The organism is Pseudomonas sp. SWRI154 (genome assembly GCF_014268645.1).
Classification (GTDB): domain Bacteria; phylum Pseudomonadota; class Gammaproteobacteria; order Pseudomonadales; family Pseudomonadaceae; genus Aquipseudomonas; species Aquipseudomonas marvdashtae.
Map to the genome: position 1 here is coordinate 15409 of NZ_JABWQW010000031.1, position 22030 is coordinate 37438.

Here is a 22030-nt window from a genome sequence, read left to right on the forward strand (position 1 = left end):
TGGCATTGGGATGAGCCCAGCCTAGCAGCCCTCGCGCCGATGACCATTGCGCTGGGTCAGGCGCTGATGCGTGCCTCGTTGGCCAGGCGATTGATGGCGTGTTCCAGTTCTTGCAAGGCGGCTGCGGCTTTCGGGTCCTGCTGCTTGAGCAGGGTTTCGCTGCGCTGGCAGGCTGCGCGCAGTTGCGGTACGCCGCAGTAGCGTGTGGCCCCGTGCAGGCGATGGACCCGTTCAATCAGGGCGTTGTGATCGTTGGCCTCGCTGGCCTGGCGAATCGCCTCGCGGTCGGCCTCCAGGGAGGCCAACAGCATCGCCAGCATGTCTGCCGCCAGATCGGCCTTGCCAGCGGCCAGGCGCAGGCCTTCCTCATGATCGAGGACCAGCAGCTCACTGCCGCCATGGGCATCGACGGCTCGATCCGGCGCCTGGTTACGCAACGCCAGGCCAGTCCATTTGAGTACCACTTGGGCCAGTTGGCGCTCGCTGATGGGTTTGGTCAGGTAGTCATCCATGCCACTTTGCAGCAACGCGCGCTTCTCGTTAGCCATGGCATGGGCGGTGAGGGCGACGATGGGCAGCGGCGTGCAATGGCGTTCGCTTTCCCACTGGCGGATCGTCTCGGTGCTCTGGCGACCGTCCATGCCGGGCATCTGCACGTCCATCAAGACAAGGTCGAAGGTTTCCTTTTGCACAGCCTGGACCGCCGCGTATCCGCTTTCCACCGCCAGCACCCGGGCGCCCATGTCTTCGAGCAGCGTCTGCACCAGCAGCAGGTTGGCCGGGTTGTCGTCTACGCACAACACTTTCGGCGCGCGGCTGGCCACCGGCTCGTTGGGTTCGTTGCGTGGCGGGCGTGGGTTGACCAGGTCGGACAACGCCCGGCGCAGCTTGCGGGTGCAGGCCGGCTTGGCTTGCAGCTGGCTATGAGGATTGGGTACCGAGAGGTGGTACAGCGTCTGTTCGGTGGTCGGGCACAGCACGAGCACTTTGCAGCCCAAGTGTTCCAGGTCCCAGATGTGCTGGTTTAGACGTTCCGGTGGCATGTCATTGCTGGTGATGCCGAGCACCGCCAGGTCGATCGCCTGATCGGTCTGGTGGGCGACCGTGACGCCGTTGGTCAGGTTCTCCAGCGTGTTGAATGGCGTGACTTGCAGCCCGCAGTCCTCGAGCTGATGTTGCAAGGCCTGGCGGGCCAGCTCGTGATTTTCCATAACGGCCACGCGTCGGCCCAGCAACGGTGGACCGGGCAAGTCTTCGACGTCGTCACGAGCCTTGGGCAGGCGCAGGCTGATCCAGAATTCCGAACCTTCGCCCGGTGTGCTGTCGACACCGATTTCCCCGCCCATCTGTTCCACCAGCCGCTTGGAAATCACCAGGCCCAGGCCGGTACCGCCGGGTTGCCGGGACAAGGAATTGTCGGCCTGGCTGAAGGCCTGGAACAGCGCTCGCACGTCCTGGCTGGAGAGGCCGATGCCGGTGTCCTGGATGCTGATGCGCAGTTGAACGCTGTCTTCGTGTTCGTCCTCGAGCATGGCCCGGGCAACGATGGTGCCTTCGCGGGTGAACTTGATGGCGTTGCTCACCAGGTTGGTGAGGATCTGCTTCAGACGCAGTGGGTCGCCCACCAGCGACAGCGGCGTGTCCCGGTAGACCAGGCTCACCAGTTCCAATTGCTTGGCGTGGGCGGCGGGGGCGAGGATGGTCAGGGTGTCCTGCAACAGGTCCCGCAGATTGAACGGAATGCTGTCGAGCACCAGCTTGCCGGCCTCGATCTTCGAAAAATCGAGGATTTCGTTGATGATGCCCAGCAGGCTGTCGGCGGATTTTTCAATGGTGCCCAGGTAGTCGAGCTGGCGCGGGGTCAGTTCGCTTTTTTGCAATAAATGCGTGAAGCCGAGGATGCCGTTGAGCGGCGTGCGGATTTCATGGCTCATGTTCGCCAGGAATTCGGATTTGATCCGGCTCGCTTCCAGTGCTTCCTTGCGGGCCAGGTCCAGCTCGATGTTCTGGATCTCGATGGTTTCGAGGTTCTGGCGCACGTCTTCAGTGGCTTGGTCGATGCTGTGCTGCAACTCTTCCTGGGCATTCTGCAAAGTGCCGGCCATGCGATTGATACCCGACGCCAATTCGTCCAGCTCCTGGCTGCCCAGCGGCGGCAGGCGGGTTTCCAGGTGACCGTCCTTGAGTTGCGCCACGGCCTGCTTGATCTGGCTCAGCGGGCGATTGATCGTGCGACCCATGCGCAAGGCCAACAGGGCGGTGCAGCCCAGGCCTGCGGCGATCAGCAGCAGGCTGGCGAACAGGCTGCGATAACCGCGCAGCAACATGCCGCTGTGGGACAATTCCAACTCGACCCAGCCCAGCAGGCGGTCGGCTTCTTCAGGAATCAATTCACCGGCCAGGTTGCGGTGCTTGCCGAACACCGGCAGCAAATAACGGGTGGCATCGTTGCCGGTGCGTTGCAGCAACTGGCTGCTGTTGCCCTCCGGCGCGCGGTTGAGCATGGTCGGGCCGGCGTGGGCCACAGGCGTGCGGTCGGGCGCCAGGAAGGTCACGGCGCGTACGTCCGTCTGTTCAAGGGACTGGGTGGCGACGCGCTCCAGCAGTTCGGTGTCCCGGCGGCTCATGGCCGGCGCGACCAGCGGGGCCAGCTGTTCGGCGATCATCTCACCCCGCTGCAGCAACTGGGCGTGCAGGTCCGATTGCTGCATCCAGGTGAAATAACCACCCAGGACCAATGCCATCAGGCTGGTCGGCAACAGCGTCAGCAACAACACACGGCCTTTGATTCCCAGTTTCTTGAGCACGCTTGTCTCCTGCATCCAGCGGTCTGATTGAGCTTTGCGCGCATCCGGCACGCAACACCTGCGCAGTGTAGCGATTTGCGGGCGGGGGATCTTTGTAAAATTCATGCGCAGGGGACTTTGCCGCAGCAATATGCGGCGGTAGTCGCTGTGGAACCGAACTTGAATAATCGGGTAACTGAGAACTCTTTGCGGATGTGCATACAACTTCCGCTGACCTCCCCTGCGTCGATCGCTGGCTGCAAGACATGCGACAGCGCGAAGCGAGGTGGATCGGCGTGATAGCAGTAACCTGCGTCGCTGAGTGATCACCAGTTACGTGACTCACAAGCTGTTCATTTAGCTGTTGTGCGTGGGGCTGTATCGCTTGCTGGTGGTGCAGCTCAATCAACCGTGCGAACTGGACAATGCCTGGTGGGCGGATCAATTGAACGTGCGCCTGGCGGCTCGAATATTTTCTCGAAATAAACGGCCGGAATGCCAATTCGTTCGATACAGTGTCGGCGCGCGCGGTCCCAAGATTTATCATGCATCTTTGTATAGTTGATGTACTGTCGAGCCTGATTGATTTTTAAGTTGACCCGTCTGTCAAAGATAGTGAAGGTTTGTATAAAATGCCTTTCGGACATGCCCTTGGCCTGTAGATACTCCCTTCCGATCGCTAGAGTTAACTGCGGCTCCAACTGACAGAGATAAGTCAGATAGAACAGGTCGTTCATGGCTCGCCTCAGAATGGAGGCGCGCTTGAGCGTTTTCTCATTTACACCGATAGCGCATAGTGTTGCTGCGAGCATGAGCGAATCGAGTACTTTAATTTTTAGAAAGGGTTCTTCACGTATATCCAGATAACCGTGCAGCAGGCAAGACTCGAAGGGCGAGTCCAGACCTCGGAGTCGAGAGTGTAGAGTCTCGCCACCGAAGCCGAACTCGTAACCCAGCACACCGTCGCCATTACTGATCTCAATAAAGTTGCCGACATCCCTATAGCCCCCCCGACCCTGATCATGAATGGCAAAGGTAACGCCTTCTCCTTTCACTCCCTCTAGGCCATATTGCCAATGGTAGTAGTCCGGCGAACGCCCATCTGCCTCGATCTGCCAAGCATCAACGTTTCGGGTGACCGGCTCGTATAACGCGAGCGTGCGGCTTACCCGACAAAGAAGGTGCTCGCGATTGCTGATACTCGAGAGGTAATGGGTGATGAACTTAAGAATCTGTGGCAATGATTCTGGGCAACCTAATACCCCTAATTGCGTGAAACAGCTCATGTATTCAAGCTCTTCCCCCCAGTTCCTGATGCTTTTGAGGTTCTGGTTTCTGATGCACCCCTGAACTATTGAAAAGCCTGGAAACGGAAGACGTCCTTCAATCAGGTGCTGCTTGTAGCCCGCAATCGTTGAGTTGGCGAAGAGTAGCGTTTCATCGTCGCTGAGCAATGGCGCCGGTGGTACAAGGATAAAACCAAACTTTGATGCCATAGCAGTGAAATGACTAGTCAGAATATCGAGCTCACGATTGTTGCTGTTTGGCTGAAGCGGCTGCGTCATAGGGATTGGTCCAGTCGAAGCACTTTGATGGAGAATCCTTGCTTGATATGCTGAATAATTAACTCTACCTGCGCCGCACTAGGGTGGCGTACGACGAACATCCCCACCGCTGGATCCTCAAAATAATTCTGGTTGTAGCGCGTGCCGGTTGCGACCACTTTTCTCCAGACCACATGTTCACCCAGCGGTGGATCGCCCTGAACCGACAAGACTTCGCACGGCGACATTTCACGCAAAGGCAGCACAATCCAGCCTCCTGACTTGCTTACATGAGCGCCAAGAAACCCTGATGAGTTCAAGATAGACGGGGCATTGACCTCCACATTGAAGTTCTCTCTAAATAGGTCCACACCATAGATATTATTGATACAGGGTGCTATCGCGGCCCCACCTGGCCGCGACGCGATTTCAAGAAATACCAGACGCCCATCGCTGAGTAAAAAAGCTTCAAGATGAAAGACTAAATCACGGGCGCTCAATGAAGAGAGTGTGAGTTGCGTGAATCGCACTATGGTTTTCTGAAGCGCTGGATCATCGATTAACACCGAAGACATGGCAAGTTTTTGGTGCTGCCAAGCGTAGCAATCATCCACGTAGCGCGAAGCGCAGACAAACAGCAACACGCCGTCTCGACACACCCCGTCGATGTGAATGACTGGCGCGTCGACGAACTGCTCCACTAGATACTCGATTCCGAGGGTCTGGAGTTCCTGCATTTTCTGTGAGAGCTCCATTGCATCTTCAACCACATACACATATCGACTTCCAGCCTGACAGGTGGCTTTGAGCACGAGTGGATAGTCGCTTGCTGTAAAGACCTTGGATACTGCATTCATTCCCTGTCTGGCTAACAGCTCGCCACCAACAAAACGACTGGTCACCACCTCTTCACTGCGGGCAAGCGCCGACTTCATAAGGAACTTATTTCTGAACGCAGCCACATCACCGAGCCTGCGACCCGTTATACCGTAATGATCGCGTACTGCCGCGCCACACAAAATGCTGTACTCGGTGTTGGCAATCACATAGTCGATCTCGCCAAACTCAGCAATAATTGCGTTACAGAAAAGAAAAATTTCCAGTAGCTTTTTGTCGTACTGCTCAACATCGAACTGAGCCGCCAAGCACAATCTTCTGCAAGCGATCAGGTCAACATCCGGCGGCTCCTGACCTACATGGAACCATCGAGTAGTTGCGTCGAAAAACTCCGTATCAACGTAAGAGTCACCAATAACCAATACATTACGCATAACGACAAACTCCATGGCAAAAATCCGTGGCCAAGGCTCATCCGTTCACGTGCGAGGGACTCGATCTAGGCCGTAATAATATGAAAACAATTGAAAGAATCGCGAATTCGCTATTTCATCCGGTGCTCATGAAACGGTCGAGTTCATGGAAGTAGGCCTGTGCTCGCTCAATGAACGGGTAATGTGCGGCTCCGGGAAACTGGACGACGTGGCAATCCACTAAGCATTCGCAGATTTTGGCGACCTGATAGTCAGTGCAAATATCTTCACTTCCGTAAGTAATTAACACCGGACACCTCATTGCACTAAGTAGGTCAAGATAAGAGTTACGCAAGCTGATATTTCCCATCGGAGGCATTTGGAAAGCTTGCAGTTGTTCAGCGCTCAGAAACCGTCTGCCGCAGATATGTAAATCGAAGAACCTCTGCTCAACGTGGTGTTCGTTTCCCTCACGAGCATAACTATCCAGGCGCCTCTGATTGGTCAGAAGGAACTCCTCGCGCTCTGGACAGAAGCCTGACAGCACGATTTTAATTCGTTGCTGTGCAAACTCGTATCTCAGCAAGGTCTCACAGAGCAAAACAGCGCCGAAGGAATGAGCGACGATGAGCAAATCTCGCCCTTCGAACTTACTCAGATGTTGATAGAGCTCTTTCACTAGTATGGCTAGCAGTTGTTCGGAGTCGCCATGAAAGCCATCTCTGTCCCGGCACGAAAACTGGTCATAGCGATAGCAGTCGTAAGACTGTTGCTCACACCAAGTATCGAAGGGTTCCATCAATAGACTGTTGCCAGGGCGGCCATGAATACAAAATACGCAGGTTGAACTACCCCGGTCGCTGAATCGGAAATGCTCTCCGGGCCGTACAGCACAGCGGACATTTACTAAAGCTGCATCCTTCATTCTCACATACCTGGTCCGTCGTTCTAATCTGTACGCAGCAGAGTTAGACCTGATTCACTTCCACGTAATGTCCATCCGGATCCTGAACGTAGAACTGCCCGAGTCCATTGACGAGCTTTTCGTCCAGTATCGGTAGTTGAGCCGCCTGACACGCCGATAGCACTCGATTATAGTCATCAACGAAAAAACCGTAGTGAGATAGTGTGCTGCCCATTTCTTGGGGGGTGGGATCTCGATTAAAAATCAATTCAAGTTTGGGGCGCTGAGAATCTGATAGAAAGTAAAGGTGAAACGAATCATCGTTGGCAGAAAATTCTTCCAGTACATGGAAAGCGAACACTTCTTGGTAGAAACTGATCATGCCCTCTGGATTTGCAGTCCTGATGGCCAAATGCAATTCGTTCATGCATCACCCCACAATGAAAGACGCGGCCCGAGTTCAGCCTTGAACTCACTAGAAATTACATCCGCTGCCCTCAGCAGAATTTCATCTGACAGACTTCCCTTACGGAAGGCATCCAAATGCTCAGGGGTGTGCAACCCAAGAATAGGAGTCACTCCTTTTGATTGCACCCAGCTTACCGCGAGGTTGCCAAGGCCTACACCCTGAGGCAGAACAGCTCTGAGCTCCTGCAACATATGTTGGATACGTGGTCGATGTTTTTCCGCGAACAAGACGACATAATTTCTATGGTCATCGCTTGAGAATTCCCTGTAGTTTGGACGGTCAGTCAAGATGCCTTGGGCTAAGGTGGAGTACCCCATCAGTTCAATTCCACGGGCCTGGGCGAACTGACTGATTCCGAACTCCACGCCTCGGAAGAACAACGAATAGGCATATTGAAGGCAGTCCATTTTCAACAGGTTGTCGATGTACTCAAGATCGGCCAGGTTATAATTGCAAACCCCAATTTTTTTTGTGAGTCCGGAGCTCTTCGCCAACTCTAAGGCCTGCAGGGTTTCCTCCAGTGTCACTAAGTCGGTCCCCATGGTCCCGGCTGGCCAATGAATCAGTAGCGTATCCAGTTGGTTGATTCCCAGCCGTGTCAAACTTCCCTCGACACTCTCGATTACCTTGGCACGAGTCATCATGTCGGGGGGCACTTTACTGATGATTTTTAGCTCCCGATTATTAAAGTTCCGAATCAACTCACCGACAATTTGCTCCGATCGACCATTTCCATACGTAGGCGCTGTATCTATCCGTTCGACACCTTGATCGATGGCAGAGAATAAAGTTTCATAAGCTTTCCAGCTATTAACTGTTGACCAGCTATCACCGCCCACCTGCCATGTTCCAAGGATTATATTTTTCATCAGAATTCCGTCTTATAAGTGCTGAGAGTGAATACTAGGCGCCGATCAGTATCGATAAATCGCCCTCCTTTATGAATAAGCCCTTTGCCCTTGGCAAAATCCGTGAACTTCGAATTTTTGCCTAGAACGATGTCGATAACCGACTGGTTTCTAGAATCAATACCCTCGTACATCTCGCCTTTTAGCAATATCCACTTGGTGGGAGGAACCACATGAAAATCAGTTTTATCGTAAGCTGCGTCGGCGTCATTTAATGCAATGGAGTTCGCCTGAAAGTAATCACGCTTGGTGTTTTTCTCTCGTATATAAATTGCCCCTTCGCCATAGAAACACTTGGTCAGGGTCATGGCGGCTGCATCCCGGTGGTAATACTGGCTGACTGATGGATACTCTTTAGTTATGTATTCCTGTGTCACCACCCGCATAGACGCCAAAGGTTTCTCATCCCGTGTGAGTCGATAGAAAAGGTCCATAGCGCTACAGAGCTCATTCATCAGCGAGCGCAAGAGCTCAGGCACCAAGTGCGGTCGCAAAGACTCCTGTAAAGCGGTTTTGATAAAGGTAATTTCCTTGCGCAAGTAGATCGCTTTGTAATCGTCGGGCAGCGACGTCGCAATATCACTAGCTTGCGCCTTACTGACGGCATCCTGAAGTAGATCGATAAGAATCGCAGAATGCTCAGCGCAGTTGAAACTCGACAGGTCTGTAATAGGGGACATGTCCGAGTCGGCGATGCTGAAGTGTGGATTTGAATCTGTTTCTTTCGTCATCAGACGTAGTCCAGATAGGTTTTTGAAGGTTGCGGCCCAGTTGAGTTTTGATATTTTCCCTTATACAAGGTGATAGCCCCTTCCGGACGCCAAAATGAAACTTGGGCCAATAGCATTTCCTGGTAAATTTTTAACGGTAAAGTGGCATACAACTGGAATGTGACTTTTCCGATTGAACCGATATCTATCAAGTCGGCGGTGATGTGTACGAACAAGCCTGCTCTGGCTGTACCGGATTTTGCATGAATGATAGGGACAAAGTGATTGCTGCCGATTACTTCCAGCGACTCCGAGAGCAAAAAGTCTCCGGCTTCCAGTTGCAAACCATCCTTGGGAATATCATGAATGTGATAAGCGTGACGTTTCTTAGGGTCGATAACTCCGTCCTTGTATTTAAGATATTTATAACCCAAGCGAAGATCATAGGAATTAGTCGATAGTTGAGATTCACTGAAGGGCTCAACAATAATTTTTCCGGCACCCACCTCGTCACGTATTTTATTTCCTGTGAGAATCATGCTGGTAGCCTCTCCGTGGGACTATTATAAAGGGCATAGGTTTTGCCAAAGCACTGAACGCTCCCATCATTTTTCCAGAATGAAACTTGACCTATCGGCATCTTTGGGTAGATTCGTATTGGTCTCGCGGCGTGTAGCTCTAGAGTCCATTGGTGGCGGGAGGTGGTGTGCCCGAGATTGGCCGATATTTGCAAGAATAAGCCCAAGCGTCCTATGGAACTTCTACCGATCAGTGACATCGCAAATAATGAACTACCGATGATCTCATCGGTAACGCCCAAGTACATGGAGCCTGGGTGCAACACATACCCTTCGTCGTTCAGTGTGATGGTATCGAATTTCGGTGAGCCATCAGTGTCTTTTCCGCTGAAAGCTTTGATTTCGTTGCCCAGTAAATAGTTATAGCTATTGGGGTTTATGCGTGAGTAATCAAAGTTGGAAATGGTGATGTTGCCGTTATCAACAGAATTTATAATTTCCTGTCCAGTCAAGATCATGTATTTATCCATTGCCGTTGTCTTGTTATTTTTAGAGCGGCCTCGTCATTACGATCAGCAGGTTTTAGATGGAGAACTAGGCTGGTTCGATCAGGCGAGGTCAGAGTGCTTGCTGTTAAAGCGATGTCTGCTAATTTTATGGTCGCGACTCTCTTAAAATAACTCTACATACCGATTTGGATAATGTTGAGAGTCATAATGTAGAACGAGAACATTGTAACCTTGGTATTGGCGAAGATCGTTTGACATTTTTTTGATGCTATACAGTCTGTCGTACATCGCTGCCTTTATGGACTCATCTTCCAAATGATACGAACGGCTAGCACGCTCTACTGTTGATTCGCAATAGTGGTGTAGCTCTTTTTCGGTTTCCTGCAAGGGGCGCAAGCGCTCTTCGAAATGCACTTCAAAGCCTTTATAAAGTTGCATTACTTCTTTGTAAGGCTGCGTTGTAGGTGTAATGCCGAATACCGTGGCAGCCTGAGTTAGCTTTTTTTCGGGAATATCTTCAACGGTATAAAACGGCGACGCCAGTAGATACCCCGAACGCTTGAACAGACGACAGATATTCTCGACCATCTTTTCAGGCTGGGGAAAAAAGCCCAGTCCGGCACCGACCACAATATGAGAAAATTTCTCGGGGGATTCGTACATCGTTCCATCTATGGCGGTGAATTGGACGTTGTGGTAGAGTCCCATCTGCTTGGCATTAATTCGCGCTTGGTTGATGGAATCCTTACACAGATCTATCCCCACCCCCTCGCAACCAGATTCTTTTACGAGCGAGTTAATGGAAAAGCCTGTCGTACAGGCTACTTCAAGCAGGCGAGACTCGGCATTAAGATTAGAGTTGTTGCGCCATTTGGTCAGGGTGCTGTAGGAGCCTGGCGGCACATTAGTTTGATTGATGAAGGCCACAAATTCCGTGTAGCTCATTTCATTAACGCGACGAGAGTCGAAGTTCATATATAGTTTCCTTTCCATAAGGGCGCTTTCGCGCATGTTGATGCAGATTTTACAGCCCAATATCCTTCCGTAAACGTTTCTCAAGTTAGTGCGTGACGTGCTTGCTTTAAGTGTCGCGGTGCTATTGCGGCTTGAATGTAAATCTTTTAGTGCAAAGCTGGCGAATTTTTACCATGATCAATGCCATAGCTGCTACGGTAATTATTTGCCACTCATTGATCTCGCTGTCAGCGAATACCTTAGCGATGTGAATCAACGAAATTAAACATACCTGCATCGCTGCAAGAATAGCCACCACCAATAGACGACTGATGGTGTCATGCGTTTGCGCTAATTCCGTAACTATTGATGACATGACCAGCGTACTTGTGTTGCCCAACCCGAAAGCGGCTGCAATCAGTAGCACGGGGTCTTGAGTAGCGCCACCTGCAAGCCAGTATGCAGTACTACCAAGACCGAGCAGTGCCACTATTAGTAGCTTCTCATCACGTATTATCAGCTTGGACAATAATGCGACACAGGACAGAATGCCGAGGATATAGAATCCGGTTATTCCAGAAACGCTGCCCCACCAATGCTGCGTATCAAGTTCTGCCCAGCGATGGAGTGATAAGTTGAAAATATTAACCGAGAACACCGCAAGCATATAACAGAGCAAATTATAAGCCGAAAGAGACTTGCTGAGATGCAGCAGCTGTTTGATGTTGACGTGCTGGGTCACTGCAGTGCTAACAAATGTGCTGATGTAGAGCAAGGGCAGAATTGTCGCTAGGCCGTAGGCTAACGACAGCCACATCTTAGACTGCAGCTCGGAAAGCCAGTCGAAAACAGTATACCAGACTGCGGCTTCAATATTTATAATTAGTATTAACACAGAGGCAAGTAATTTCCCATTTTGTTTTTTTGAAACCTCTCGCATCGCAAAATAAAAACTCGATGAGGCAATTAGCCCAGAGCACAGCGCTTCTGGAATGCTCCATACGCTGCCAATTGATAATACACAGAGAACTAGCAGTATTTTTACTGCCAAGGCCGCTAGCACTACTCGCTCACAACTTGCCCCCATCAAAGGGATCAACACCACACTCAGGCATCCCAACACATAAAACATCAGGATTTCTTGGGAAGTCGCGGTTACGCTGGTCATGCTCAAGTAAAGCAAGCTGATTCCACCATGAAGTGAAATCATGCCACACATAATCAACCTACCGACGAGGCCGGCCCAGTGGTTAGTTTTACTGCTCATAGGCCTCTTATTTTATTTAATAGGGTTATCGTCTTTGATGCTTGGATTAGTCCCCAAACCGCGAGCGTTCTTTCAGCTTGAATGTCACACGAACTGGACTCAGGCCCCACGAGCGCAGAGAAAGTTAACGACCTTGTTTGGCACAAATATCACCTTGGTTACTGCACACCCTTCGAGGGCCTTGTTAACCTTGCTTCGAGCCAAATCGATGTCAGCCAACTCCTCACCGGTTCCTTCCGTCAGGTCATCCACATACTTGCCATTGATATAGATCCGCGTCGCCTGGATCGGGCGCACTCGAGCTTGAGGCCATGGTTCAGAGTCAATGGTGTGGTAACCCAAGCGTTCCCAAATTTCGGAGCAGACGTGAGGAGTAAAAGGGAACAGGGCCTTTACGAAATCAACGCCTATTTGTTCAAAAAAATATTCCTTGTGTTTCTCGGCCTGATTTATGAATTCCATGAAAGCAGCAATCGCGGTATTGAAATTCAAGGTCTCGAAGGATGCATCGACCTTGGACAGGGTTTTCCCCCACAGCCCCTCCAGCGGATGCTGCTCCGAGGCCGAGGATTCATTGCGCGGAGCGCCGGACTCAAGGCCATGGAAAAAAATACTCAGCACCCTGCTGAGGAAACGCTCACAGCCCTTGATCCCTTTGATGTCCCACTTCTTGTTCTGACCGAGCGGCCCCATGAACATCATATAAATCCGGAAAGTGTCGACGCCGTACTCGCGGATGATGTTATCGGGGACGACGACGTTCAGAAGGGATTTAGACATTTTGGTATTGAACACTTGCAACTCGTGATCGGTATTTTTTAACCAATACTTACCTGCGCGATACTCGGCGTCATCCACAGCCACGATGCGACCGGTTCCATCCTTGAAAGCGTCAGCCGTCACCAATCCCTGGTTATAGAGCCTCTTGAAGGGCTCATCAAAATTCACCAACCCTACATCAAACAGCACCTTGTGCCAGAATCTGGCATAGAGCAGATGCATGGTCGCATGGGCTGACCCACCCATATAAAGATCGACCTGCTGCCAATACTCCATACTTTGTGCGGAGAATGGTTCTGCGTCATTATGGGGGTCCATGAACCGTAAGAAATACCAGCACGAGCCGGCCCATCCGGGCATTGTGTCCGTGACCCGATAGAGTGGGTCGCCCGCCGCATCACTGCAGTTCACCCACTCTTGTGCACGTTGCAGAGGGCTTGCACCATCATTACCGGGGCAGAAGTTCTCGACTACCGGCAATTCGATTGGCAGCTCGTTAGGGCTGGCAGCAATAAGCTTACCGTTACCGTCTCGATACAGTGGGAAAGGTTCGCCCCAATAGCGCTGTCGGGAGAACAACCAGTCGCGCATCCGGTAACGAACTTTACGAATGGCACAATGATCACCGATGAGGTTAGCTTCAATCCGCTCACGCGCCTCATCTCTAGGAAGGCCGCTAAAACTCGCGGAGTTCCTGAGAACCTGTGCATCCGTCTCATCAAGCACCGACAGGTTCGACAAGCCGAAGAGCTGGCACAACGATGCAGCTTTGGGATCGGTCCCTGGAACAGAGAATATCGCCTGTTCTCTTCCGTCGAACGCCAGGTAGTTGACAACAAAAATAGGCAGCGATGCTTCCGTCAGTGGATGATGAACATGGCGATCTAAAAACAGGCCGTCCACCATCATCTTCGGATCCTGCAACGCGGCGATCCTGGCAGAGAGATCGCTGTCACGTCCTCGACAGAGTTCTTTCACATAGGGATGTTCAGTGCAGAGAAACACGGCATTGCTGCCATACAGTGTTTCGGCCTCTGAGGTAAACAACGTTAAGAGCTGGGCGCCGTCCTCACGCACCAGCAAATCAATTTCGATACCCTCTGTGCGCCCGATCCATTCTCGCTGCATTTTTTTGACTGATTCAGGCCAATCGAGTCGATCTAGGTCAGCTAACAACCGCTCAGCATATTCGGTAATTTTGACGATCCACTGCTTTAGCGGCTTCTTAATGCAAGGGTGATCACCCCGTTCAGAGCGGCCATCGATGACTTCTTCATTAGCGAGAACGGTTTTAAGGGTTTCGCACCACCAGACATTTTCCTCCTTCTCATACACTAAGCCGCGCTCGTAGAGTTTGAGAAAGAAAAGTTGCGTCCATTTATAGTATTTTGCATTCGAGGTGTCGATTTCTCGACTCCAATCGTAACTCAAGCCCATCAGCTTAAGTTGGCGCTTGAAGTTCTCGCAATTTATCTTGGTGATTTCAGCTGGGTGGGTACCAGTTTTTATTGCGTATTGTTCCGCCGGTAAACCGAACGCATCCCAGCCCATAGGGTGTAGTACATTAAAACCCTCCATTCTTTTTCTACGGGCGACGATATCGGTTCCTATATAGCCAACAGCGTGCCCGACATGCAAGCCATTACCTGAAGGGTACGGAAACATGTCTAAAACATAATATGGAGGTTTGCTGCTGACGTTTTCAGCAGCAAATGTATTGTCTTCCATCCACCGCAGCTGCCACTTGCTTCTAAACTGATCGTTATCCATGATCGACTCTCGCGCCATTCCAAAAGCTTTATGAATTAATTCCATACATATAATAACAGTTGCCAGTGCGCCCGCCATTTCGTGCAGATGAGCATTTTCTATGTTGTAGGAGGGGCTTTAGAAGCTTCATGTACTCACTATAAATTTGACTCGGGCGGGCTTTATCCGGTGGGTTCGGCCTTGGGTTGCTGGGATGACAGCTATATTTATAGCCTGCCCTCTAAGTTCGCGCATGCCTCAATATGTAACGTAATACGATAGACTCCTAAAGAAGTACGGTCGACAAGGGGTTGGTTTGAAGTAACCGTACATTTCTGTCTGACTTCAGTCCCCGCTGATGTAAAAAACGGCATCAGATCATTCGCGTGGTTGCGTGTTTTTTTTAGTGAGCACCTTGCGGCAGTCATTCGCCTCATTGACAGGCGTATGTCTCCCAAGCCGGACTGGGGTGATGCTTTCATCAGGGATGTGTTTGAGGCCCAATCCCTTCTGTTCTAGCTCCGATGTATGTCTCGTGCCCGCTCGCCTTCCCCAGTCGCCAGCCATGCTTCACTGACACTCAGCAGATGTGCCAATTGCTCCATCCGCAACCGTGGTACACCCCGCACGCTCCAATTCGTCAGGCATTGAGGGCTGATACGCAGCAATTCGGCAAAGGCTGAGGGAGCGATGTCGTACTCTTCCAATAGGTTGCGCAAGCGTTGTCCGCAAGCTCGCCGGGCGCTGGGCTGCGGATCTCTTGGTTTCCACGAAGCGTTGACCATTGTTATTGCTTTGCATCCTGCTTGTCCGTTAGTGGCATAACTGTAAACGCCACGGTGGAAAGTCAGATAGCCTTGAACGCTTGGTCATCAAGATAAAAGGAACAAACCCACAAACAGGCAGGAGAATGCTTACAGACGGCGCTTACTACAAGCATGCATGCACGACCTGAACTCTCAGGTATGTAGGAAAAGGATCGTGTGGAATGCAGGATCGACTACTGCCAAGGCTTGAGCATCATGCGCAATGCAGTCTTGTTTAAGGGAGCGATTGAATCGTTAGCCAGGCAAACGCCCGTCGGTCGGCAGTCGTGAGCCCATGCCGAGGAAGCAGGCTCCTTCGTCACCACTTCGCCTCGCTTATTCCCATAAGCCATAACCCCCTTACTTTGCGTGATATGGCCTCGCCGGGTTTGCCGGTATGATAGGCGCCCCCGCAGTCCGGATTGCGAATACGCCATGACTCTGCAGTACCCAACCATCGCCGATTGCGTCGGCAACACTCCGCTGGTCCGCTTGCAGCGCTTGCCCGGCGAGACCACCAATACGCTTTTGCTCAAGCTCGAAGGGAATAACCCGGCGGGTTCGGTCAAGGACCGGCCGGCGTTGTCGATGATCACCCGTGGCGAATTGCGCGGGCAGATCCGGCCCGGCGATACGCTGATCGAGGCGACGTCCGGCAACACCGGTATTGCTCTGGCGATGGCGGCGGCGATCAAGGGTTACAAGATGATCCTGATCATGCCCGACAACTCCAGTGCCGAGCGCAAGGCGGCGATGACTGCCTATGGCGCCGAGCTGATCCTGGTCACCCAGGAGGAGGGCATGGAAGGCGCCCGGGACCTGGCCGAGCGCATGCAGGCCGAAGGCCGGGGCAAGGTGCTCGATCAGTTCGCCAACGGCGACAATCCCGAGGCCCACTACACCACCACCGGTCCTGAGATCTGGCGCCAGACCGACGGCACGATCACTCATTTCGTCAGCTCGATGGGCACCACCGGCACCATCATGGGCACCTCGCGCTACTTGAAAGAACAAAACTCCAATGTGCAGATCGTCGGTCTGCAACCGATGGAAGGCTCGGCCATTCCCGGCATCCGCCGCTGGCCTGAAGAGTATCTGCCGAAGATCTACCAGGCCGACCGCGTCGACCGGATCATCGACATGGCCCAGAGCGAAGCCGAGGACGTGACCCGTCGCCTGGCACGCGAAGAAGGCATTTTCTGCGGCGTGTCGTCGGGCGGTGCCGTGGCGGGGATGCTGCGCTTATCGAAGGAAGTCGAGAACGCGGTGATCGTCGCGATCATCTGTGACCGTGGCGACCGTTATCTGTCGACCGGCATTTTCGACGCGCCCAACTGATGGCCAAGCATGAAAAAGGCTTGCGCTTCCAGCCCAGCGGCGGAAGCCGGGCTCCGCAGGTGCCCACCGGTAAAAAGCAGCGCTTGACCATTGAACGCCTGGCCAATGATGGCCGCGGCATCGCGTTTATCGACGGCCGGACCTGGTTCGTCATCGGTGCGCTGGCCGGTGAAGAGGTCGAGGCGCGCGTGCTCGGTGCCCACGGCAAAGTGGTCGAGGCGCGCACCGAGCGGGTGTTTTCGCCCAGCGAACTGCGTCGTCCGGCGCCGTGCATCCATGCTGGTCGTTGCGGTGGCTGCAGCGTCCAGCATTTGCCCCATGCCGAACAGCTTGCCCTGAAACAGCGCATGCTCGCCGAGCAATTGTCGCGAGTCGCAGGTGTTGAGCCAGACGAATGGGCCGAGCCTTTGAGTGGGCCGGAGTTCGGTTATCGACGTCGCGCCCGGGTGGCGGTGCGTTGGGACCAGAAGGCGAAAAAACTTGAAGTCGGTTTCCGTGCGGTCGGCAGCCAGGACATCGTCGCCATCGATCAATGCCCGGTGTTGGTACAGCCCTTGCAGCCGATCATGAGCCGCTTGCCGGAGATGCTGCGACGCTTGGGCAAACCCCAGGCGTTGGGTCATGTGGAGTTGTTCGCCGGCTCGTCCCTCGCGGTATTGCTGCGTCACATGGCGCCGTTGTCTGAGGCCGACCTGACGATTCTCAAGGATTTCTGCGCGTTTCATGAGGCCCAGTTGTGGCTTCACGGTGAAGGTGAGCCGCAACCGGTCGAGCCCGGCCAAGCCTTGGGTTATCGCCTGGATAGCTGGGACCTGGAACTGGCTTACCGGCCAGGGGATTTCATCCAGGTCAACGCCGTCGTCAACGAAGCGATGATCGCCCAGGCCCTGCAATGGCTGGCGCCTCAATCGAATGAGCGCGTGCTGGACCTGTTCTGCGGCCTGGGCAACTTTGCCTTGCCGCTGGCCAGGAAGGTACGCGAGGTGGTGGCCGTGGAAGGCGTACAAACCATGGTGGACCGCGCGGCCGCTAACGCCGTCAGCAACAATTTGAATAACACTGCCTTTTTTCAGGCCGATTTATCCCAGCCATTGACGGATGCCGAATGGATCGGCGAAGGCTTTTCTGCGGTACTCTTGGACCCACCCCGTGACGGTGCTTTCGAGGTGGTGCGCAAGCTGGCGTCCCTGGGTGCCAAACGGTTGGTTTATGTGTCGTGCAACCCGGCAACTTTGGCCCGGGACACGGTCGAACTGATCAAGCAGGGCTACCGGTTAAAACGTGCCGGGATTCTCGATATGTTTCCTCAAACGGCGCATGTCGAGGCCATGGCGTTATTTGAAGCGAGCCAGGATGGCTTGTCCGATTGACCCGTTCGTGCCAACCCGCCACAGCCCTGGGTGGAAACACGAGCAACGAAGGTCAGCGATGTTGACGCATTGAATCTGCGTCGTAGGGAAGGTAAGTAAAGATGGTACAGGTGAGAGCACACCAGCCGATCAACACCGACGGCAGTATCAATCTCGAGGCTTGGCTCGATCACGCGGTCAGTATCGATCCGGCACTGGATCGCGAAGCCTTGAAGGCCGCCTGCGAGTTCGCTCGCGAGGCGGAGCAGCAACACAACGCGGCGAAGAACCTCTGGTCCGAAGGCACGTCGAGTTTCCAGACGGGCCTTGAAATCGCCGAAATCCTCGCCGACCTCAAGCTCGACCAGGACTCGCTGGTGGCGGCGGTGCTGTACCGCGGCGTGCGCGAAGGGCAGATCCAGTTGCCGGTGGTCAGCCAGCGCTTTGGCACCGTGGTCGCCAAGTTGATCGACGGCGTGCTGCGCATGGCCGCTATCAGCGCCAGCCTCAGCCCGCGCCAGTCGATGGTGCTGGGCACCCAGGGCCAGGTGGAAAACCTGCGCAAGATGCTGGTGGCCATGGTCGACGACGTGCGCGTCGCGCTGATCAAGCTGGCCGAGCGCACCTGCGCAATCCGCGCCGTGAAATCCGCCGACGACGAGAAGCGCAATCGCGTGGCTCGGGAAGTCTTCGACATCTACGCGCCGCTGGCCCACCGCCTGGGTATCGGTCACATCAAATGGGAGCTGGAGGATTTGTCCTTCCGCTACCTGGAGCCCGACCAGTACAAGCAGATAGCCAAGCTGCTGCACGAGCGTCGCCTGGATCGAGAGCGGTTCATCACCGACGTCATGACCCAGTTGCGCGAAGAGTTGCAGGCCACCGGCGTCGAAGCCGACATCAGTGGCCGGGCCAAGCACATCTATTCGATCTGGCGAAAAATGCAGCGCAAGGGCCTGGAATTCAGCCAGATTTACGACGTTCGCGCCGTTCGCGTACTGGTCCCGGAAATGCGCGACTGCTACACCGCGCTCGGCATCGTCCATACCCTGTGGCGGCACATTCCGAAGGAGTTCGACGACTACATCGCCAACCCGAAGGAAAACGGCTACCGCTCACTGCACACCGCGGTTATCGGCCCCGAAGGCAAGGTGCTGGAAGTGCAGATCCGCACCCACGCCATGCACGAGGAAGCCGAGCTGGGCGTCTGCGCCCACTGGAAATACAAGGGCACCGACGTCAAGTCTGGGTCCAACCACTACGAAGAGAAAATCTCCTGGTTGCGCCAAGTGCTCGAATGGCACGAGGAGCTGGGTGACATCGGCGGCCTGGCCGAACAGCTGCGGGTCGACATCGAACCGGACCGGGTCTATATCTTCACCCCCGATGGCCATGCCATCGACCTGCCCAAGGGCGCGACGCCGCTGGACTTCGCCTATCGGGTGCATACCGAGATCGGCCACAACTGCCGTGGCGCGAAGATCAACGGGCGGATCGTGCCGCTCAACTACAGCCTGCAGACCGGCGAGCAGGTCGAAATCATTACCAGCAAGCACGGCACGCCGAGCCGCGACTGGTTGAACCCGAACCTGGGCTACATCACCACATCGCGGGCACGGGCGAAAATCGTCCATTGGTTCAAGTTGCAGGCCCGCGACCAGAACGTCGCGGCCGGCAAGACTTTGCTCGAGCGCGAGCTGAGTCGCCTCGGCCTGCCGCAGGTGGACTTCGACAAGCTGGCTGAAAAAGCCAACATGAAGACCGCCGAGGACATGTTCGCGGCCCTCGGTGCCGGCGACTTGCGCCTGGCGCAACTGGTCAACCTGGCCCAGCAACTGGTGGAGCCGGAGCGCGGCAACGAGCAACTGGAGCTGATCCCGCGCAAGGCCACCGGCTACAAGCCCGGCAAGCGCGGCGACATCCAGATCCAGGGCGTGGGCAACCTGATGACACAGATGGCCGGCTGCTGCCAGCCGTTGCCGGGCGATGCAATTGTCGGCTACATCACCCAAGGCCGTGGCGTGAGCATTCACCGCCAGGACTGCGCCTCGGTGCTGCAACTGGCCGGTCGCGAGCCCGAGCGCATCATCCAGGTCAGCTGGGGCCCGGTGCCGGTGCTCACTTATCCAGTGGACATCATCATTCGCGCCTACGACCGCTCCGGTTTGCTGCGTGACGTGTCCCAGGTGTTGCTCAACGAGCGCATCAACGTGTTGGCGGTCAACACCCGCTCGAACAAGGAGGACAACACGGCGCTGATGTCCCTGACCATCGAGATCCCGGGCCTGGACGCGCTGGGACGGCTGCTGGGACGGATTTCCCAACTGCCGAACATCATCGAGACCCGGCGTAACCGTACGCCGGGATGATCCGTGACCCTATTGTGGGAGCGGGCAATCTCGCTCCCACAGAGTTTCGTGTGATGAGACGGATTAATGTATAGCCTCGAAGATCTGCTCCACCTGATGAGCCGCCTGCGGGACCCGCAGTACGGTTGCCCCTGGGATATCAAGCAAACCTACGCCACCATCGTCCCGCATACGCTTGAAGAAGCCTACGAGGTCGCCGATGCGATCGAGCGTGGCGATTTCGATCACCTGCAGGGCGAGTTGGGCGACCTGCTGTTCCAAGTGGTGTATTACAGCCAGTTGGCCCGGGAAGAAAACCGCTTCGAATTCGCCGGTGTGGTCGACAGCATCACTCGCAAGCTGATCCGCCGCCATCCCCATGTGTTTCCTACCGGCGACCTGTATGCGCCCGTGGATATCCCGCGCCTGAGCGAAGAACAGGTCAAGCAGCGCTGGGAGGAAATCAAGGCCGAGGAGCGGGCCGAGAAAGCCTCGGCGCCCGAACAATTGTCGCTGCTCGACGATGTGCCGGCGGCCCTGCCGGCGTTGTCCCGTTCGGCGAAATTGCAGAAGCGTGCCGGCCAGGTCGGTTTCGACTGGCCGGGCCCGTTGCCGGTGCTCGACAAGGTCCGCGAGGAACTGGATGAGGTGCTTGAGGCGATGGCGGATAACGACCCGGCGGCCATCAGCGATGAGGTCGGCGACTTGCTGTTCAGCGTGGTCAATCTGGCCCGGCACCTCAAGGTCGACCCCGAAGCCGCCCTGCGTGGCGCCAATGCAAAGTTCGAGCGACGTTTCCGATTTATCGAACAGGCATTGCGCGACACCCACCGTCCCATGGAAGATTGCACCCTCGAAGAGTTGGACGCCTTGTGGGGCGAAGCCAAACGTCAGGAAAAGAATTTGCCCAGCTGTGGCTGAGGCCGTTGCCTAAGTGAGTAAGCACCATGAGCCTTTCCCTTCGCGACCAGTTGCTCAAAGCAGGGCTGGTCAACCAAAAGCAGGCCAAACAGGTCGGCAAAGAGAAACAGAAGCAGCAGCGCCTGGCCCATAAAGGCCAGATCGAACTGGATGATTCCCAGCAGCGCGCGGCCCAGGAAGCCATGGCCGAGAAGGTCAAGCGCGACCAGGAACTCAACCGGCAGCAGCAGGAAAAGGCGGAGCAGAAGGCCCGGGCCGCGCAAATCAAGCAACTGATCGAAGTATCGCGCCTGCCGAAGCTGACCACCGACGACTATTACAACTTTGTCGACGACAAGAAGGTCAAGCGTATCTCGGTCAACGCCCTGATGCGCAATAAGCTGAGCAGCGGTTCCCTGGCGATCGTCCATCATGGCGGTGGCTATGAAGTGATTCCCCGTGAAGCGGCCTTGAAGATCCAGGAGCGCGATCCCCAGCGCATCGTCCAGCTCAATACCCAGACGGAAGAAATGGACGCCGATGATCCGTACGCGGCGTATCAGATTCCTGACGATCTGATGTGGTAAGCAGGGCGGCAAGCTAAGCACAGGCTCAATGTGGGGCGGGAAAACCCGCTCCCACAGGTGTTTCTGTCTTCAGGATTCTGCCGTTTCACGCGAGCGCAACCGCTCTTCACGCTCCAGCTCGGCCCGGTAGTTCTGAGCGTCCGTCTCGGAATGGAACATTCCAACCAGTAAATCCTGTTGATGCACATCCCAGATCCGGATGCCGGCAGCAATGCCTTCATGGGACATATGGGCGTCGTCGCGTTCAGTTACTTTCACAGTCATCTTGCAAGCTCCAATCTCTGTTATCTGCAGCAAGGCGTGTGCAGGACTTTGTTATAGATTTTGGTAGCCAGCTAAGTAAATGCTTCGGCG

The 22030-nt window shown here is 54.5% G+C and carries 18 protein-coding genes; 5 read left to right on the top strand and 13 right to left on the bottom strand.

All coding sequences use genetic code 11. The features are described from left to right. Positions 1-56: 56 nt before the first annotated feature. The 12 genes from HU806_RS22220 to leuS all read right to left on the bottom strand — a co-directional run bounded on the left by HU806_RS22220 (position 57) and on the right by leuS (position 14369). Positions 57-2807 carry a response regulator gene (locus HU806_RS22220; protein ID WP_186614416.1) on the bottom strand — a complete coding sequence of 917 codons (2751 nt, stop codon included), beginning with the start codon at positions 2805-2807 and terminating at the stop codon, positions 57-59. A gap of 380 nt (positions 2808-3187) precedes the next feature. Further along, entirely contained in the window at positions 3188-4351 is a 1164-nt protein-coding gene (locus HU806_RS26920) for a hypothetical protein (protein WP_186614418.1), read from the bottom strand. Further along, positions 4348-5601 carry an ATP-grasp domain-containing protein gene (locus HU806_RS22230; RefSeq protein ID WP_186614419.1) on the bottom strand — a complete coding sequence of 418 codons (1254 nt, stop codon included), beginning with the start codon at positions 5599-5601 and terminating at the stop codon, positions 4348-4350. Before HU806_RS22230 ends, HU806_RS26920 begins: the two co-directional genes overlap by 4 nt. Before the next feature lie 115 nt (positions 5602-5716). Next, positions 5717-6505 carry an alpha/beta fold hydrolase gene (locus HU806_RS22235; RefSeq protein ID WP_186614421.1) on the bottom strand — a complete coding sequence of 263 codons (789 nt, stop codon included), beginning with the start codon at positions 6503-6505 and terminating at the stop codon, positions 5717-5719. 43 nt (positions 6506-6548) lie between these two features. Next, on the bottom strand, positions 6549-6911 hold the full coding sequence (locus tag HU806_RS22240; protein WP_186614423.1) for a VOC family protein: 363 nt from the start codon (positions 6909-6911) through the stop codon (positions 6549-6551). Beyond that, positions 6908-7822: an aldo/keto reductase gene (locus HU806_RS22245; RefSeq protein WP_186614425.1), complete on the bottom strand. Its 915-nt coding sequence runs from the start codon at positions 7820-7822 to the stop codon at positions 6908-6910. Before HU806_RS22245 ends, HU806_RS22240 begins: the two co-directional genes overlap by 4 nt. Beyond that, on the bottom strand, positions 7822-8592 hold the full coding sequence (locus HU806_RS22250) for a DUF1826 domain-containing protein (RefSeq protein WP_186614427.1): 771 nt from the start codon (positions 8590-8592) through the stop codon (positions 7822-7824). Before HU806_RS22250 ends, HU806_RS22245 begins: the two co-directional genes overlap by 1 nt. Further along, the gene (gene dcd / locus HU806_RS22255) at positions 8592-9110 is read right to left on the bottom strand and encodes a dCTP deaminase (protein ID WP_186614429.1); all 519 of its coding nucleotides are present in this window, start codon (positions 9108-9110) and stop codon (positions 8592-8594) included. Before dcd ends, HU806_RS22250 begins: the two co-directional genes overlap by 1 nt. Continuing rightward, positions 9107-9619, bottom strand: coding sequence for a dCTP deaminase (locus HU806_RS22260; RefSeq protein ID WP_202884438.1), 513 nt, complete (start codon positions 9617-9619; stop codon positions 9107-9109). Before HU806_RS22260 ends, dcd begins: the two co-directional genes overlap by 4 nt. 141 nt (positions 9620-9760) lie before the next feature. Next, complete coding sequence (locus HU806_RS22265; protein WP_186614431.1) at positions 9761-10573, bottom strand: class I SAM-dependent methyltransferase; 813 nt, start codon at positions 10571-10573, stop codon at positions 9761-9763. A gap of 121 nt (positions 10574-10694) precedes the next feature. Then, entirely contained in the window at positions 10695-11819 is a 1125-nt protein-coding gene (locus tag HU806_RS22270; protein WP_186614433.1) for a hypothetical protein, read from the bottom strand. Positions 11820-11918: 99 nt separating this feature from the next. Continuing rightward, positions 11919-14369, bottom strand: a complete 2451-nt coding sequence (leuS, locus tag HU806_RS22275; protein WP_186614435.1) for a leucine--tRNA ligase — start codon at positions 14367-14369, stop codon at positions 11919-11921. Between the two features lie 1220 nt (positions 14370-15589). On the opposite strand from leuS, the gene cysM reads away from it, so the two are divergent. From cysM to HU806_RS22300, 5 genes are all read left to right on the top strand, one after another. Then, positions 15590-16492 (top strand): cysteine synthase CysM, encoded by a 903-nt coding sequence (cysM, locus tag HU806_RS22280; RefSeq protein WP_186614437.1) that lies wholly within the window; start codon positions 15590-15592, stop codon positions 16490-16492. Further along, a complete protein-coding gene (gene rlmD / locus HU806_RS22285; RefSeq protein WP_186614439.1) occupies positions 16492-17862 on the top strand; it encodes a 23S rRNA (uracil(1939)-C(5))-methyltransferase RlmD in 1371 nt (456 codons plus the stop codon). The genes cysM and rlmD overlap by 1 nt, the downstream gene beginning before the upstream one ends. A 101-nt stretch (positions 17863-17963) precedes the next feature. Further along, positions 17964-20210 (top strand): GTP diphosphokinase, encoded by a 2247-nt coding sequence (relA, locus tag HU806_RS22290; RefSeq protein WP_186614441.1) that lies wholly within the window; start codon positions 17964-17966, stop codon positions 20208-20210. Between the two features lie 66 nt (positions 20211-20276). Further along, entirely contained in the window at positions 20277-21110 is an 834-nt protein-coding gene (mazG, locus tag HU806_RS22295) for a nucleoside triphosphate pyrophosphohydrolase (RefSeq protein ID WP_186614443.1), read from the top strand. Between the two features lie 26 nt (positions 21111-21136). Next, a complete protein-coding gene (locus HU806_RS22300) occupies positions 21137-21676 on the top strand; it encodes a DUF2058 domain-containing protein (RefSeq protein WP_186614445.1) in 540 nt (179 codons plus the stop codon). Positions 21677-21745: 69 nt separating this feature from the next. Here the strand turns inward: HU806_RS22300 and HU806_RS22305 are convergent, their stop codons facing one another. Continuing rightward, complete coding sequence (locus tag HU806_RS22305) at positions 21746-21940, bottom strand: hypothetical protein (RefSeq protein WP_186614447.1); 195 nt, start codon at positions 21938-21940, stop codon at positions 21746-21748. Between the last annotated feature and the right edge of the window lie 90 nt (positions 21941-22030).